12 protein-coding genes are annotated in these 16054 nt (G+C 71.5%); 6 read left to right on the top strand and 6 right to left on the bottom strand.

Annotation, left to right across the window (positions count from 1 at the left end):
• Positions 1-152 precede the first annotated feature (152 nt).
• On the top strand, positions 153-2462 hold the full coding sequence (locus tag RM812_RS22215; protein ID WP_311574984.1) for a transglycosylase domain-containing protein: 2310 nt from the start codon (positions 153-155) through the stop codon (positions 2460-2462).
• Between the two features lie 302 nt (positions 2463-2764).
• On the opposite strand, the gene RM812_RS22210 is transcribed toward RM812_RS22215, so the two are convergent.
• The 4 genes from RM812_RS22210 to RM812_RS22195 form a co-directional block, all read right to left on the bottom strand.
• A complete protein-coding gene (locus tag RM812_RS22210; RefSeq protein WP_311574983.1) occupies positions 2765-4873 on the bottom strand; it encodes a SpoIIE family protein phosphatase in 2109 nt (702 codons plus the stop codon).
• 283 nt (positions 4874-5156) lie between these two features.
• Entirely contained in the window at positions 5157-5867 is a 711-nt protein-coding gene (gene fomD, locus RM812_RS22205; protein WP_311574982.1) for a cytidylyl-2-hydroxypropylphosphonate hydrolase, read from the bottom strand.
• 56 nt (positions 5868-5923) lie between these two features.
• Entirely contained in the window at positions 5924-7327 is a 1404-nt protein-coding gene (locus RM812_RS22200) for a class II fumarate hydratase (protein WP_311574981.1), read from the bottom strand.
• 77 nt (positions 7328-7404) lie between these two features.
• Positions 7405-9072, bottom strand: coding sequence for a fumarate hydratase (locus RM812_RS22195; RefSeq protein WP_311574980.1), 1668 nt, complete (start codon positions 9070-9072; stop codon positions 7405-7407).
• Positions 9073-9285: 213 nt separating this feature from the next.
• Here RM812_RS22195 and RM812_RS22190 point away from each other — a divergent pair, with 213 nt between their 5' ends.
• Positions 9286-9993 carry a DUF1707 SHOCT-like domain-containing protein gene (locus RM812_RS22190; protein WP_394816502.1) on the top strand — a complete coding sequence of 236 codons (708 nt, stop codon included), beginning with the start codon at positions 9286-9288 and terminating at the stop codon, positions 9991-9993.
• Between the two features lie 104 nt (positions 9994-10097).
• Positions 10098-10478 (top strand): WhiB family transcriptional regulator, encoded by a 381-nt coding sequence (locus RM812_RS22185; protein WP_311574979.1) that lies wholly within the window; start codon positions 10098-10100, stop codon positions 10476-10478.
• Positions 10479-10674: 196 nt separating this feature from the next.
• Here RM812_RS22185 and glpX read toward each other — a convergent pair whose 3' ends face one another.
• Positions 10675-11706 (bottom strand): class II fructose-bisphosphatase, encoded by a 1032-nt coding sequence (gene glpX, locus RM812_RS22180; RefSeq protein ID WP_311574978.1) that lies wholly within the window; start codon positions 11704-11706, stop codon positions 10675-10677.
• 134 nt (positions 11707-11840) lie between these two features.
• Between glpX and RM812_RS22175 the strand changes: the two genes are divergently transcribed.
• Positions 11841-12365, top strand: a complete 525-nt coding sequence (locus tag RM812_RS22175; RefSeq protein ID WP_311575064.1) for a DUF4245 domain-containing protein — start codon at positions 11841-11843, stop codon at positions 12363-12365.
• A 133-nt stretch (positions 12366-12498) separates the two neighbouring features.
• Here the strand turns inward: RM812_RS22175 and RM812_RS22170 are convergent, their stop codons facing one another.
• A complete protein-coding gene (locus RM812_RS22170; RefSeq protein ID WP_311574977.1) occupies positions 12499-13089 on the bottom strand; it encodes a malonic semialdehyde reductase in 591 nt (196 codons plus the stop codon).
• Between the two features lie 221 nt (positions 13090-13310).
• On the opposite strand from RM812_RS22170, the gene RM812_RS22165 reads away from it, so the two are divergent.
• Together RM812_RS22165 and RM812_RS22160 are read left to right on the top strand one after the other, a co-directional pair.
• Positions 13311-14582 (top strand): nucleotide sugar dehydrogenase, encoded by a 1272-nt coding sequence (locus RM812_RS22165; protein WP_311574976.1) that lies wholly within the window; start codon positions 13311-13313, stop codon positions 14580-14582.
• Positions 14579-16030 (top strand): glycosyltransferase family 2 protein, encoded by a 1452-nt coding sequence (locus RM812_RS22160; protein WP_311574975.1) that lies wholly within the window; start codon positions 14579-14581, stop codon positions 16028-16030. The genes RM812_RS22165 and RM812_RS22160 overlap by 4 nt, the downstream gene beginning before the upstream one ends.
• Positions 16031-16054 lie beyond the last annotated feature (24 nt).

The following is a 16054-nucleotide window of genomic DNA, read 5'->3' as shown; positions in this document are numbered from 1 at the left end:
CGGGTGCTGATTCTCACGTCGTCGCATGGGGGGATCGGCGGCCGTACCGCACACCTCCCGGTGTTAGCTTTCTGAGCTGGCATGAGCGACGAACCTGTGTGACGCGTGCGCGAACGTGCACACAGATGAACGAAGCGGAGCGGATCGGACTCATGGGACGAGCGGAAGAGAGAAGAGCGCGACAGCGTGGTGGTCGCCGCGCGGCGCCCAGGCGAAGCCGCTCGTCACCGAAGGCCGACCGGAGCCTCATACGCCGGCTCTTCACCTGGAAGAAGATCCTCGGCACGTTCTTCGGCCTGATCCTGCTCGGCATGGGCGCCTTCGTCGTGCTGTACATGATGATCGACATCCCCGAGGGCAACGCCGACGCCGAGCTGCAGGGCAACGTCTACAAGTACAGCGACGGCTCGATCATGGCCCGCAAGGGCTACAACCGCGAGATCGTCGATCTGGCCAAGGTGCCCAAGAAGGTCCAGCGCACCTTCGTCGCCGCCGAGAACAAGACCTTCTACAACGACGCCGGCGTCGACCTCAAGGGCACCGCGCGCGGCCTGCTCAACACCTTCTCCGGCAAGGGCGCGCAGGGCGGTTCGACGATCACCCAGCAGTACGTCAAGAACTACTACCTGTCCCAGGAACAGACCGTCACGCGCAAGATGAAGGAACTGGTCATCTCGCTGAAGCTGGACCGGGAGAAGTCCAAGGACTACATCCTCGCCGGCTACATCAACACCAGCTACTACGGCCGCGGCGCCTACGGCATCCAGGCCGCCGCCCAGGCCTACTACCGCGTCGACGCCGAGGACCTCACGGTCGAGCAGGGCGCGTACCTCGCCGCGCTGCTCCAGGCACCGAACCAGTACGACTGGGCCGTCGCCAGCGACACCGGCAAGAAGCTGGTCCAGCAGCGCTGGAACTACGTCCTGGACAACATGGTCGAGAAGAAGTGGCTGGACCAGGCCGACCGCCAGGCCATGACGTTCGCGACGCCCAAGGCGCCCAAGGCCGCTCCCGGGATGGAGGGCCAGACCGGGTACCTGGTGGAGGCGGCCAACTCCGCCCTCAAGAAGCAGCTCGTCGCGCAGGGCGTCGCCGAGGACATGAAGCAGGCCGAGGCCATGGTGGACCTCGGCGGCTACACCGTCACCCTCAACATCGACAAGAAGAAGCAGGCGGCGCTGGAGAACGCGGTCAAGACCAGGCTCACCAGCAAGCTGGACCCCACGGAGCGCGCCGTCGACGCCGACGTCCAGGCCGGCGCCGTCTCCGTCGACCCGAAGACGGGCGCGGTCCAGGCGATGTACGGCGGCGTGGACTACGTGAAGCACTACACGAACAACGCCACCCGCCGCGACTACCAGCCCGCCTCCACCTTCAAGCCGGTGATCCTCGCCGCGGCCGTGGACCAGGACGCCGAGACGCAGGAGGGCCAGCCGATCACGGCCAACACGATCTACGACGGCACGAGCAAGCGCCCCGCGATGGACGGCGACCGCAAGGTCGGCTTCGCGCCTCCCAACGAGGACGACGTGGACTACGGCGACATCACCGTCCAGGAGGCGATGAACAAGTCCGTCAACTCCGTCTTCGCGCAGATGGGCATCGACGTCGGCATGACCGAGGTCATGAAGGTGGCGGGCGACCTCGGCATGGACACCGAGGGCATGGAGCCCGTGCCCGCGCAGACCCTGGGCAGTATGGGCGCGAGCCCGCTGGAGATGGCCGGTGTCTACGCCACCCTCGACAACCACGGCAAGAAGGTCACCCCGGCCGTCGTGAAGTCGGTCGAGCACAAGGACCGCAAGATCGAGTTCCCCGACCCGATCGGCGACCAGGTCATCAGCCGCGAGGCCGCCGACACGGTGACCTCCGTGCTCACCGGCGTGGTCGACGACGGTACGGCCAAGAAGTCCGTGCGGGACAACCCGATGCGCGGCGACCAGACGGTGGCCGGCAAGACGGGCACGTCCGACAACAACAAGTCGGCCTGGTTCTCCGGCTTCACGCCCGGCCTGGTCACCTCGGTCGGCCTGTTCGGCGAGGACGACAAGGAGCCGCACCCGCAGGTCGCGATGTACAAGGCGGGCGGCGTCGAAAAGCGCGTCAACGGTGGTGGCTTCCCGGCGGAGATCTGGGCCACGTACACCTTCGGCGTCATGGGCGAGGTCACCGAGTTCGACCTGGAGACCAAGCAGGGCAACGCGGTGAAGCCGAGCCAGTCGCCGTCGGTCTCCGAGTCGCCGAGCCAGTCGCCGTCGCAGTCGCCGTCGCAGGAGGAGTCGCCGACGCAGGAGGAGTCGCCGACGCAGGAGGAGACCACCGAGGAGTCGCCGACCCAGTCGCCGAGCCAGTCGCCGTCGCAGTCGCCGTCCAACAGCCCCTCGACCGAACCGCCGACCGGCGGGGTGACCACGCAACCGGGGGGCTCGAACTCCCCGGACGACGACTGGTGGGAGCGGTAGCGCCGGTCCGGTGGAGCGGGGCGCGGGACGGCGAGGGCACCCTGTCGGCGAACAGGGGCGTGCCGGACCCCGCCCGCGCGGCGTGAGCCGCCGGGCCCTGTCCGGGCGCGGCGGCCGGGCCACGCCGGGCGGCCGGGTACCCGCGAGGCGGCGGTCGGGCAGGCCATGAGGCGGGCCGGTGTCCGCGAGGCAGGCGGGCCGCCCGCGCGGGCGTACCCGGAAGTCGGCCGGTCGGCCCGCGCGAGGCGGCCGGGCACGCGAGAGGGCGCCCGGTCAGGACCGGGCGCCCTCTCGCGTACGCCTCAGCCCCGGTTCAGCTCGAACCAGACCACCTTGCCGGTGCTCAGCCGCGTCGCGCCCCAGCGCCGGGCCAGCCGGTTGACCAGGTACAGCCCGCGCCCGCCCTCGTCCGTGGCGCGCGCCTGCCGCAGCCGCGGCAGCTGCGGCACGTCGTCGCCGACCTCGCAGCGCAGCACGTCCGTGCGCAGCAGCCGCAGGGTGACCGGCTTGGTCGCGTACCGCACGGCGTTGGTCACGACCTCGCTGACGAGTAGTTCCACGGAGTCCGTCAGGTCCTCCATGTCCCAGCGGGCCAGGGCGCGCCGGGCCAGGCGGCGGGCCCGGCCGGGAGCCGAGTCCTCGGGCTCCAGGGACCAGTACTCCACGTCGCTGGGCGCGATCCCGTCGAAGCGGGCGGCGAGCAGCGCGATGTCGTCGTCCCGGTCGCCCGGCCCGAGCATGTCCAGCACCTCGTCGCACAGGGCTTCCAGGGGCGGCGGATGATCCGGCCCGGTGAGCTGCGCGGTCGCGGCGAGCCGCTCCCGCAGCTGCTCTATGCCGGTCCACACGTCCCGCAGCCGGGACTCGACCAGCCCGTCGGTGTAGAGGAGCAGCGTCGCGCCGGCGGGGGCGTCCAGCTCCACCGCCTCGAAGTCCACGCCGCCCACGCCGATCGGGGCGCCGGCCGGTACCCGCAGCACCTCGGCATGGCCGCCCAGGTGCAGCAGAACGGGCGGCGGGTGTCCGGCGTTGGCGACGGTGATGCGGTGCGAGATCGGGTCGTACACGGCGTACAGGCAGGTCGCCATGCGGTCGGTGCCCAGGCGCTGCGCCTGCTCGTCGAGGTGGTGCAGCACCTCCTGCGGCGGCAGGTCGAGCCCGGCCAGGGTCTGTGCGGTGGTCCGCAGCTGGCCCATGATGGCCGCCGACGTCATGGAGTGGCCCATCACGTCCCCGACGACCAGCGCGACCCGGCTGCCGGGCAGCGGGATGGCGTCGTACCAGTCGCCGCCGACCCGCGCCGTCTCGGCGGCCGGGAGGTACCGCGAGGCCAGCCGCACGCCGGTGCAGCGCGGCAGGTTCTCCGGGAGCATCGTGCGCTGCAACTCGTCGGCGATGTACGCCTCACGCCCGTACAGCACCGCCTTGTCGATGCCGAGCGCGCTGTGCGTGGCGAGCTGGGCGGCCACCAGCAGGTCGTCGGCCTCGAAGGCGACGCGCTCCGGGCCGCGCAGGAACAGGGCGGCCCCGATCACCCGGCGCCGGCCGCGCAGCGGCGCCAGGATCGCCCGCCGGCCGTCGGGCACGGCGAACTCACCTTCGTCACCGAGCAGTTCCGGCAGGGCGGCGCGAGCGGCGGGCGTGTTCGTGAAGACCGGACGTACCCCGCGCAGCACCTCGGCGAGCGCGCTGCCCGGCCGCACCTCGCACAGTTCGGAGCCGACCGACTCCAGCTCCGAGGGCTCGGGCTGGACCGCGGGCAGGAACCCGCTCTCGGTGTCCCGTTCGGCCGGTATCCGGTCGGTGCGCCGCAGCCGCAGCACCAGGGGGCCGGTCGGCCGCTCGTCACCGACCGGCAGCGGCTCGCGCAGATAGACGAGGATCGCGTCCGCGAAGGTCGGCACGGTGGCCCGGCACAGCCCCATCACGATCTCGTCGAGGTCCATGCCGCGGGCGATCCGCCGGGTCGCGGCTCCCACGAACCGCAGCCGGTCCCCGTCCCGCCGCATGGGCGTGGGCCGCCCGGGCGCGGTGGGCTGCCCGGTACGGCGGTCCGGTGCCGGTGCCGGTGCCGGCGACGCGTCACCGCGCTCCGGCGCCGCCGGTGTCCCGGGGCCGGACTGGGCGCCGTCCGGCTGGACCGGAACACCCTCCGGCGTGGGCCGCGGGCGGTGCGTGTCGGGCTCGGCGGCCTGCTCGGCGCCCGGCTGGGCGTGTTCGAAGACGGCGGGCTGGTCCGCGCCCGGCGTGGGCGGCGTCTCTCCCGTACGCCCCTGCGCCGGTAACGCGGCGCCCGCGGCGCGCGGCGGCACAGGGGTGTGCAGGAGCGCCCCGCCGGGATCCGTGGGGTCGGCGCCCGTCGGGGGGCGGTCGAAGGAGGTCGGGTGCTCCGTCACGCGTGTCGAATCCATCCGTCCGGGACTGCGCGCGGCGCGTGCAGTTCGTCCCGCAGAAATCCCGATACCCGCATCACATGCCCCGGGAACGGGATTCCCGCGTGGTCAGAGGCTGTTCCTGTGCCACCGGCGGACCGTCTGCGGCCCGTCTCCGTGTTGCCCTCGTACCCCTCGCTCACGTCCTGCCGCCCCTCGGTGACGATCGGTCAAGCACGGCGCGCGCGCCGCCGGTTGCCACTGTCGCGCTCCCTTGCGGAGGACGATCCTACGTTTCCTGCCCGGGGGCGCATCAAGGGTCTCATGAGGAGACATGCGCGGGCGTGCGATCCCAGTTGCCGGGCAGCGAAGGTACCGTCCAGGACGGGTCCGGTCGCCAGTTCTCCCAGCCGTCCGCGAACGGGGAGCCCCAGGCGCCGATCTCCGCCACCGCGGCACGCCCCGCCTTCCGCACCCGCTCGGCGAGCCGGGCGTCCATCAGCCGGTCCCGCTGGGCCTGCGCGAACTCGTCCTCGTCCCGCCAGTGCCAGGTGCGGTCCGGCTGGACGGAGATGTCCAGGAAGTGGTCCTCGGAGTCGACCCCGCCCTCCCAACGGGTCAGCGGCTCCTCCAGGTTGACGTACCAGTTCTTGAACCGCCAGCCCGGATCCCAGAACAGCCACACCGACCAGGGCTCGCCGGGCCGCGCCAGCTTCAGCACACCCGTCCCGAACCACCGGTCGCGCTGCACGGCACGCGGCTTGGTGTAGCGCGAGGCCAGCGGTTCCAGGTGCACGGGCGTGCCGTCGGCGAGCACCGGCTTCACGCACTCGGTGCCGGGCGCCAGCCACACGGCGAGCAGGTCGGCGTCGTCCCGTACGACGGTGACGGGGCGTGCGATGTGGACGTGCCGGCCGCCGTTCTCCCGGTACCGCCACAGGATGTGGCTCCCGGGTGCCCAGTACCGTGCACGGGCCGCCGGGCTGCCCGCCTCCGTCTCCGTCGCCGCGCTCACCGCTTCACCGTCTGCCATGGAGCGATATTAGGTGCCCTGGCCACATGACGCGCCGGTGATCGCGGGAGCGTCCGTCAGGGGTGGGTCATGCGCAGCACGTCCAGGGCCTGGTCCAGCTGCTCGTCCGTGAGGTCGCCGCGCTCGACGTACCCGCCCTCCAGCACGACCTGACGGATCGTCTTCCGCTCGGCCAGCGCCTTCTTGGCGACCTTGGCGGCCTCCTCGTACCCGATGTACTTGTTGAGCGGCGTGACCACGGAGGGCGAGGACTCGGCGTACTCGCGGGCCCGGTCCCGGTGGGCGACGATGCCGTCGACGGTCCGGTCGGCCAGCAGCCGGGAGACGTTCGCGAGCAGCCGCACCGACTCCAGCACGTTCTTGGCGATGACCGGCAGCATGACGTTGAGCTCGAAGTTGCCGGCCGCTCCGGCGGTGGCGACGGTCGTGTCGTTCCCGGTGACCTGGGCGGCGACCATGAGCACGGCCTCCGGGACGACCGGGTTCACCTTGCCCGGCATGATGGACGACCCCGGCTGGAGGTCGGGCAGGGAGATCTCCGCGAGCCCGGTCCGCGGCCCGGACCCCATCCACCGCAGGTCGTTCGCGATCTTCGTCAGGCCGACGGCGATGGTCCGCAGCTGCCCGCTCGTCTCGACGATGCCGTCCCGCGCGCCCTGCGCCTCGAAGTGGTCGCGGGCCTCGGTCAGCGGCAGCCCGGTCGCGCGGGACACCTCGTCGATGACGGCGGCGGGGAAGCCGGGCGGGGTGTTGATGCCGGTGCCGACCGCGGTGCCGCCCAGCGGCAGCTCGGCCAGGCGGGGCAGGGAGGCGTTCAGCCGCTCGACCCCGTACCGCACCTGGGCCGCGTACCCGCCGAACTCCTGCCCCAGGGTGACCGGCGTGGCGTCCATGAGATGCGTACGCCCGGACTTCACCACGTCGGCGAACTCCTCGGCCTTGCGCTCCAGCGCGCCGGCGAGGTGGTCGAGGGCCGGGATCAGGTCACGGGTGACGGCGGCGGTGGCGGCGATGTGGATCGACGACGGGAAGACGTCGTTGGACGACTGGGAGGCGTTGACGTGGTCGTTGGGGTGGACGTCCCGGCCGAGCCGCTCGGTGGCCAGGGTGGCGATGACCTCGTTGGTGTTCATGTTGGACGAGGTCCCCGACCCCGTCTGGAACACGTCCACGGGGAAGTGCTCGTCCCACTTGCCCTCGGCGACCTCCCGGGCCGCCTCCTGGATCGCCTCGGCGACGTCCTCGTCGAGCACCCCCAGCCGCGCGTTCACCTTCGCGGCCGCTCCCTTGATGCGGGCGAGCGCCTCGATGTGGGCGCGTTCGATGCGCTGCCCGGACACCGGGAAGTTCTCCACCGCCCGCTGCGTCTGGGCGCGCCACTTGGCGTGGGCGGGGACCCGCACCTCGCCCATCGAGTCGTGCTCGGTGCGGTACCCGGTCCTGTTCTGCTCGTCGGCCATCGACGATCACCTCCACGTGTCACAGCGTCCGCGCCGGGACCACTGTTCCCCGTGGAGGCGAATCGTCACCGCCCCTGTCAGGCGAGTCCGGGACCGCGTACCGGAATGGACGTGAAGGTGGGCGCCGGCGCCGGGTCCTGGAAGAAGTCGTTGCCCTTGTCGTCGACGACGACGAACGCGGGGAAGTCCTCCACCTCGATCTTCCAGACCGCCTCCATGCCGAGCTCCTCGTACTCGACGACCTCGACCTTCTTGATGCAGTCCTGCGCGAGCCGGGCCGCCGGCCCGCCGATGGAGCCGAGGTAGAAGCCGCCGTGCGCGTCGCACGCGTCGGTGACCTGCTTGCTCCGGTTGCCCTTGGCCAGCATCACCTTGGAGCCGCCCGCCGCCTGGAACTGCTCCACGTAGGAGTCCATGCGCCCGGCCGTCGTCGGACCGAAGGACCCGGACGCGTACCCCTCGGGCGTCTTCGCCGGACCGGCGTAGTACACCGGGTGGTCCTTCAGGTACTGCGGCATCTCCTCGCCCGCGTCCAGCCGCTCCTTGATCTTGGCGTGGGCGATGTCGCGCGCCACGACCAGCGGGCCGGTCAGGGACAGCCGGGTCTTGACCGGGTGCTTGGTCAGCTCGGCCAGGATGTCGTCCATCGGCTGGTTGAGGTCGATCTTGACGACGTCACCGTCGGCGTCGAGGTGCTCGTCCGTCGTCTCCGGCAGGAACCGCGCCGGGTCGGTCTCCAGCTGCTCCAGGAAGACGCCCTCGGCGGTGATCTTGGCGACCGCCTGCCGGTCCGCCGAGCAGGACACCGCGATGGCGACCGGGCAGGACGCCCCGTGCCGCGGCAGCCGCACCACGCGCACGTCGTGGCAGAAGTACTTGCCGCCGAACTGCGCGCCGATGCCGATCTTCTGCGTCAGCTCGAAGACCTTCTCCTCCAGGTCCTTGTCCCGGAAGCCGTGCCCGAGCTCCGAGCCCTCGGCCGGGATCTCGTCCAGGTAGTGCGCGGAGGCGTACTTCGCGGTCTTCAGCGCGTACTCGGCGGACGTGCCGCCGACCACGATCGCCAGGTGGTACGGCGGGCAGGCGGCCGTACCGAGCGAGCGGATCTTCTCCTCCAGGAACTTCATCATGGAGGCCTCGTTCAGGACGGCCTTCGTCTCCTGGTAGAGGAACGACTTGTTGGCCGAGCCGCCGCCCTTGGCCATGAACAGGAACTTGTAGGCGCCGCCGTCGGTGGCGTAGAGCTCGATCTGGGCCGGGAGGTTGGAGCCGGTGTTCTTCTCCTCCCACATGGTGAGCGGAGCCATCTGCGAGTAGCGCAGGTTCAGGTTCTTGTACGCGTCGTAGACGCCCCGGCTCAGGGCCTCCTCGTCGCCGCCCGCCGTCAGCACGTTCTGTCCGCGCTTGCCCATGACGATCGCCGTGCCGGTGTCCTGGCACATCGGCAGGACGCCCGCCGCCGCGATGTTCGCGTTCTTCAGCAGGTCCAGCGCCACGAACTTGTCGTTGCCCGACGCCTCGGGGTCGTCGATGATGCGGCGCAGCTGGGCCAGGTGGGCCGGGCGCAGGTAGTGCTGGATGTCGTGGATGGCCTCCTCGGCCAGCTTGCGCAGCGCCTCGGGCTCCACCTTGAGGAAGGTCCGCCCGTCGGCCTCGAAGGTGGAGACACCCTCGGAGGTCACCAGCCGGTACGGAGTGGTGTCCTCTCCCTGGGGGAGCAGATCGGTGTACGCGAACTCAGGCATCTCGCCCATTCCTCACTCGACAGACGCGCGGCTGGATTCCACAGCACGACGGCTGGCCTCCGTTGGCAGCGTCCACCAGCGTAAAACCTGCCGTCGGCGGCGAGCTTGTGAGGTAAGGCTCAGTAGCCGCGACAGCGGTCCGCGACAGCGGTCCGCGACAAGGTGGTCCACAGGGGGTAGTCGCGATCTATCGCGTTTCGGTACGCTGCTGCCGTGGACCTTCACAAGCACGCCCAACCGCAGGACGCGGCACCGCGCGGCACCGCCCCGCACGTCTCCGAGCTGCGCGCCTCGGACGCCGACCGTGACCGCATCGCCGACATGCTCCGCGACGCCCTCGCGGAGGGGCGGCTCACCGCGGAGGAGCACGCCGAGCGTGTCGAGGGCGTGCTGGCCACCAGGACGGTCGGTGAGCTGGACGCCTTCGTGCGGGACCTGCCCGCGGCGCACGCCGCTCGCCACTCCGCCGCCGCCCCCGCCCCCGACCGCCCCACGGCGGGCGCCATCCCGGCGGACCCCGAGGAGAACGTGGCGGCGGTCTTCAGCAGCGCCGTCCGCAAGGGCCGACGGCGGGCGAGCCGCCGTATCCACGCGTACGCGGTCTTCGGCAGCGTCGAGATAGACCTCAGCGAGGCGATCTTCGAGCACCAGCAGGTGGTGATCAAGGCGTTCGCGGTCTTCGGCAGCGTCGAGGTGCGCGTCCCGGAGAACGTGTCGCTGCGCGGCGCGGGCGGCGGCGTGCTCGGCAACTTCGAGGTGGACACCCTCGACTCGGCCGAGCCCGAGGCCCCCGTCATCTATGTGGACGGCTGGGCCGTGCTGGGCAGTGTCGAGGCGCGTCCCAAGCGCGGCAAGCTCGTCGCGGACATCCTGGACTGTGTGCACCGCAAGGTCGACAAGAGCCTGCGCAAGCATCTGTAGCGCGGCGCCGGTGGCGGTGGGAAACCCTGTGCATAGGCGCGCGTACAACGGGTAAGCCTTGACGCATCGTCTCTCGCTCGCGAAGCCGTCGTCAGGAGTAGACCGTGCTGCAACCGCCGCATTCGTCCCTGCAGGTAGCTGCCGTTCCGGCCCAGCGGGTGCCCGTGCGGGACAGGGACCAAGACGCTCCCTGGCACACCGAGGCGGTGTGCCGGCGCGACGAGGCCGGACTGTTCTTCGCTCCCTCCAAGGAACCCACCGCCGCCCGGCTCTCCCGCGAGGAGGCGGCGAAGCGCGTCTGCGCCCGCTGCCCGGTCATGGTCGAGTGCCGCGAGCACGCCCTCCTGCAGCCCGAGCCCTACGGCGTCTGGGGCGGCCTCACCGCCGCGGAGCGCCGCGTGGTGCTGGCCCGGCGCCGCCGTCGCGACGTGGAGCTGAAGAAGACGGCCCGCACCGCGACGGACCGCATAGCCGCGGCCGGCTAGCGCACACGCACGCGAAAGGGCACCCTCTCCGCACAGAGGGTGCCCTTTCGCGCGCCGTTGGCGCGGTGCCGCCGGGGGCGCGGGGCTGCATACGACAGGCGTCTCCGCCGCGTGGACGCGATCAGCCACGACGCACCCGCACCCGCCCCACGACAGGCACCCCCGGTTCGGAGGGCGCCCCGCAAGACCGAGGGCGTCACTTCGCCCGGTCGAAATCCACCGCGCTGTACGCCCTCAGCTTGCTCAGCCGGTGCTCGGAGTCGATCCGCCGCACCGTGCCCGACTTGGACCGCATCACGATCGAGTCGGTCGTGGCCGTCTCGGACCGGTACCGCACCCCGCGCAGCAGCTCACCGTCGGTGATGCCGGTCGCGACGAAGAAGACGTTGTCCCCGGAGACCAGGTCGTCGGTGGTCAGCACCCGGTCCAGGTCGTGCCCGGCGTCGACCGCCCGCTGCCGCTCCTCGTCGTCCTTGGGCCACAGCTTGCCCTGGATGGTGCCGCCCAGGCACTTCACGGCGCAGGCCGAGATGATGCCCTCCGGCGTGCCGCCGATGCCGAGCAGCAGGTCGATGCCGGTGCCCTCGCGCAGCGCCAGGATGGAGCCGGCCACGTCACCGTCGGAGATCAGCTTGATGCGGGCGCCGGTCTCCCGGACCTCCTTGATGAGGCTCTGGTGCCGGGGGCGGTCGAGGATGACGACGGTGACGTCCTCTGGGGTGCGCCGCTTGGCCTTGGCGATCCGGCGGATGTTCACGGACACGGGCGCGTTGATGTCGACGAAGTCGGCGGCCTCGGGTCCGGTGACCAGCTTGTCCATGTAGAAGACCGCGGACGGGTCGAACATCGACCCGCGCTCGGCGGCGGCCAGCACCGCGATCGCGTTGGTCATGCCGTTGGCGGTCAGCGTGGTGCCGTCGATCGGGTCGACGGCGATGTCGACCTCGGCCCCGGTGCCGTCCCCGACCCGCTCCCCGTTGAAGAGCATCGGGGCCTCGTCCTTCTCGCCCTCGCCGATGACGACGACGCCGTTCATCGAGACGGTGTGGACGAGGGTCCGCATGGCGCGCACCGCGGCACCGTCGGCGCCGTTCTTGTCACCGCGCCCGACCCACCGGCCGGCGGCCATCGCCGCGGCTTCGGTGACCCGCACGAGTTCCATGGCGAGGTTGCGGTCGGGAGCCTCTGAGGGGACGTCCAGCTCGGACGGCAGATGATGCTCGGTCATCGGAACGCACCTTTCTGATACGACGACGGCCGGATGAGGGTGTGCCCCGACTCTATCTCCAGTACGACAAAATGAGCAGGGGACCCCACGTATGAGCGGACCAGGCACCTGCGACGATAGGGGGCGTGGCAGGTATGCAAGGCAAGCAGAAGACGGCCCGGGACATGATCCTCTCCCTCGGGATCATCGTGCTCGCGGCGGGCGTGATCTGGATCTTCATCCCGCACGACGACGGTGAGCCGGAGGTCAAGCGGGTCGACTACCGCGTCGAGCTGATCACCGCGCAGCGCGCCGCGTCGTACCCGGTGGCCGCGCCGGAGGGCCTCTCCGAGGACTGGAAGCCGACCTCCGTCCGCTTCCGGGGTGACGAGTTCGACGCCTGGCACCTGGGCTTCCACGCCCCGGACGGCGAGTACGTGGCGATCGAGCAGTCCAGGCAGAAGTCGACCGCCTTCATCGACGACGCCAGCCAGGGCGCGCGGGCGACCGGGGCGACCCAGGAGATCGGCGGCCGGACGTGGACCCGCTACGAGGGCGGCCGGTACGACGCGCTGGTGCTGAGCGACACGGACGACATGAAGGGCGCGACGACGGTCGTGGCGGGCACGGGGTCGTTCGACCAGCTGGCCACGATGGCGGCGGCGCTGAAGCTGACGTGAGCGTCCGAAGCTGACGTGAGCGTCCGAAGCTGACGTGAGCGTCCGAAGCTGACGTGAGCGTCCGCCACACCCCGATACATGACGAAGCCCCCGGCATCCCGGGGGCTTCGTCACGTCATCGGGGTCGCGCGTCTCAGACCGTGGTGACGACCTGGTCGTACTCCAGGCGGGGGGAGCGCGGGAACCAGGCGTCCGGGCCCGGACGGCCGATGTTGACGACCATCAGCGCGGTGTGGTCGTCGTCCAGGAACTCCTTGCGGACGCCCTCGAAGTCGAAGCCCGTCATGGGACCGGCGGCCAGCCCGGCGGCGCGGACGCCGACGATGAAGTACGCGGCCTGGAGGGCGGCGTTCAGGCCGGCCGCGCCCTCGCGCACCGGGCGCTCGCTGAAGAAGGCGTCCTTGGCCTCGGGGAAGTGCGGGAAGAGCTGCGGCAGCTCCTCGTGGAACTCGTTGTCGGCCGACAGGATCGCGACCAGCGGGGCGGCGGCCGTCTTGGGCCGGTTGCCCTCGGCCATGAGCTGGACCAGGCGCTCGCGGGCCTCGGGGGAGCGGACCAGCGTGACGCGCAGCGGCGACTGGTTGAAGGCGGTCGGGCCGTACTTGACCAGGTCGTAGATCGCCTGCACCTGCTCATCGGTCACCGGCTCGTCGGTGAAGGTGTTCGCGGTGCGGGCCTCGCGGAACAGCAGGTCCTGGGCGGCGGGGTCAAGAACGAGAGACATGCGTGATCTTCCTCGGTACGTGCGTCGGAGCCGTGTACGTGCCACGGAGCCGTTGACGGACACGACGGTACGCCAAGGAAGTTCAAGGTTCAACCAACACTCCGCGCGGTGATCGCCCTCACACCGCCGCAGGGGTGAAGGCGATCTTCCGAGTCGCCCCGTCGGGCGTGTCGTGCTGCCGACGGCCGAGGGGAGTGGGCCTATATGACCGTGTGAAACTCATGTCAAATGGTGGTGTATCGGACCTGACCGTCGCGGTCGTCGGACTCGGTTACGTGGGACTGCCCACCGCACTCGCCCTCACGGACGCGGGTGCGAAGGTCATCGGCATCGACAGCAGCCAGGACCGGCTGCGGGCGATCGCCCGGGGAGCCGTGGACCTGCTTCCGGTGCACCACGCGCAGCTGGCCTGCGCCGTGGTGGGCGACGGCTTCCGGCTCACCTCCGACGCGACGGCCGTGACCGCCGCGGACGCCGTGGTGGTCTGCGTGCCCACCCCCGTCGACGCCCGACGCGAACCGGACCTCACGGCGCTGTCCGCCGCCTGCGCCTCGGTCGTCGAGCACGCCGTGGCCGGGCAGCTGATCGTGCTCACGTCCACGAGCTACGTGGGGACCACGAGGGACCTGCTGACCGAGCCGCTGAAGGCGCGCGGGTTCACCGTCGACGAGGACGTCTACGTGGCCTTCGCCCCCGAGCGGATCGACCCCGGCAACGAACGCCACACCCCCGAACGCACCCCGCGCCTGGTCGGCGGCGCCGGGCCGAACAGCGCACGGGCCGCCGCCGCGCTGCTGGCCCCGACGGCCTCGGAGATCCGGACCGTGGACACCCCGGAGACCGCCGAGATGGCCAAGCTCTGGGAGAACACCTACCGCGCCGTCAACATCGCCCTGGCCAACGAACTGGCCGACGCCTGCCAGGCACTGGGCCTGGCACCGGTCCCGGTCATCGAGGCGGCGGCGACGAAACCGTACGGCTTCATGCCGTTCTATCCCGGCCCCGGCGTGGGCGGCCACTGCATCCCCTGCGACCCCCACTACCTGCTGTGGCAGCTGAGGGAGGTCCGGCAGCAGGCGCCGCTGGTCGCCGCCGCGCTCACGGCCAACACCGACCGGCCCGCCCGGATGACCGAACGCGCCCTGGAGCTGCTGTCCCGGGCCGCCGTCCCCGCCGACGGCGCCCGGGTCCTGCTGATCGGCGTCGCCTACAAGGAAGGCGTGGCCGACGTCCGGGAGAGCCCCGCCCTGGAGATGCTCGCCCGGCTCGAGGCGGCCGGCGCGGACGTCTCCTACGCCGACCCCCTCGTGCCCTCGGTCACCGTCGCCGGACGCGTACTGCACCATGTGGCGGACCCCCACACCCGGCCGTGGGACCTGGTCGTCCTGCACACCGTCCACCCCGTGCACGACCTGTCCTGGCTGGCGGACGCCCCGCGGGTGCTGGACACCCGGCAGCGCGGCGCCCGCGTCCGTGCCGAGGTCACCGCATGACCGTCCTGCGCCCGGGCCGCCCCCCGAACCCGTCCCCCGGTAACCGGCTCGCGCGCCGGCTGGACGCCCTGGACCCCGACGTCCGCCGCGGCGTCGTCCGGCTGCTCACGCTGCTGGCCCTGCTGCCCCTCCTGCTGGTCCTGGCCTACCGGGCCGTCCTGCTGCCCCACGGCTTCGACCTGCTCATGCTCTACGGGCTGACCGTCCTGACCGGCACCATCTGCGTCCTGTACGTCGCCTACGGCCGGTACGACGACCCGGCCGAGCGCACGCTGCGCAGACGACCGCGCGCCCCGGAGGACTTCCCGGCCCTGCCGGAACAGCCCCGGGTCAGTTTCCTGCTGGCCGTGCGCAACGAACGGGCACACATCGAGGACTGCGTCCGCTCCATGGCCGCCGCCGACTACCCCGACCTCCAGCTCGTGGTCGTCGACGACGCCTCCGACGACGGCACCGCCGAGGTCCTGGAGCGACTCGCCGCGGAGCTGCCCTTCACCCTCGTCCGGCTGGAGCACAACCTCGGCAAGAAGGGGGCGCTGGTGCGCGCCTGCGCCCTCGCCGACGGGGACGTCCTGATCTTCACGGACTCCGACTGCGTCATCGCACCGGACGCCGTACGACACTGCGTCACGGCGCTGGTCCACCACCCCGAACTGGGCGCGATCAGCGGCCACTGCCGGGCGCTCAACGCGGACGCCGGTCTCCTGGCCCGGGTCCAGGACGTCTGGTACGAGGGCCAGTTCCGCATCACCAAGGCCGCCGAGGCCGCCTTCGGGTCGGTGTGCTGCATCTCGGGTCCGCTCGCCGCGTTCCGCCGCGAGGCGATCTACAACTACCTGCCCGCCTGGGCCGAGGACCGCTTCCTCGGCGCCCCGTTCCGCTTCGCCACCGACCGCCAGCTCACCGGCTACGTCCTGGGCCAGGCCTGGTGCGGCCGCGCGCTCAAACGCCGGCACGCCGACTCCCCGTTCGTCCGCGAGCACGACCACCCCGAGCGCCGCTGGGAGGTCGGCTACACCCGCTCCGCCCGCGTGTGGACCCGGGTCCCCTCCCGCCCCTCCTCCTTCCTGCGCCAGCAGATCCGCTGGAAGAAGAGCTTCGTCAGGAACCTGTTCTTCACCGGCCGGTTCATCTGGCGCCGGGGCCCGGTCCCCGCCGCCCTCTACTACGGGCACGCCCTGTGGGTGATCGCCGCCCCGGTCCTGGTCGTCCGGCACCTGCTGTGGGCCCCGCTGCACCTGGCCGGCGTGCTGACGCTGCTGTACCTGGCCGGGGTGATCCTCAAGGGCTGCGTCTGGGGCCTCGCCTACCGGCTCGACCACCCCGGGGACCGCGCCTGGCGCTGCCGGCCCCTGATGAGCCTGCTGTCGTGCTGCGTACTGGCCTGGCTGCTGCCGTACGCCCTGCTCACCCTGCGCCGGAACGTCTGGTCGAGGAGTCCCGCATGAGAACGCTGCTGCGCGGCCTGGTCC

The organism is Streptomyces lancefieldiae (assembly GCF_031845825.1).
GTDB lineage: Bacteria > Actinomycetota > Actinomycetes > Streptomycetales > Streptomycetaceae > Streptomyces > Streptomyces lancefieldiae.
This window is presented reverse-complemented; position numbering and strand designations above follow the sequence as displayed.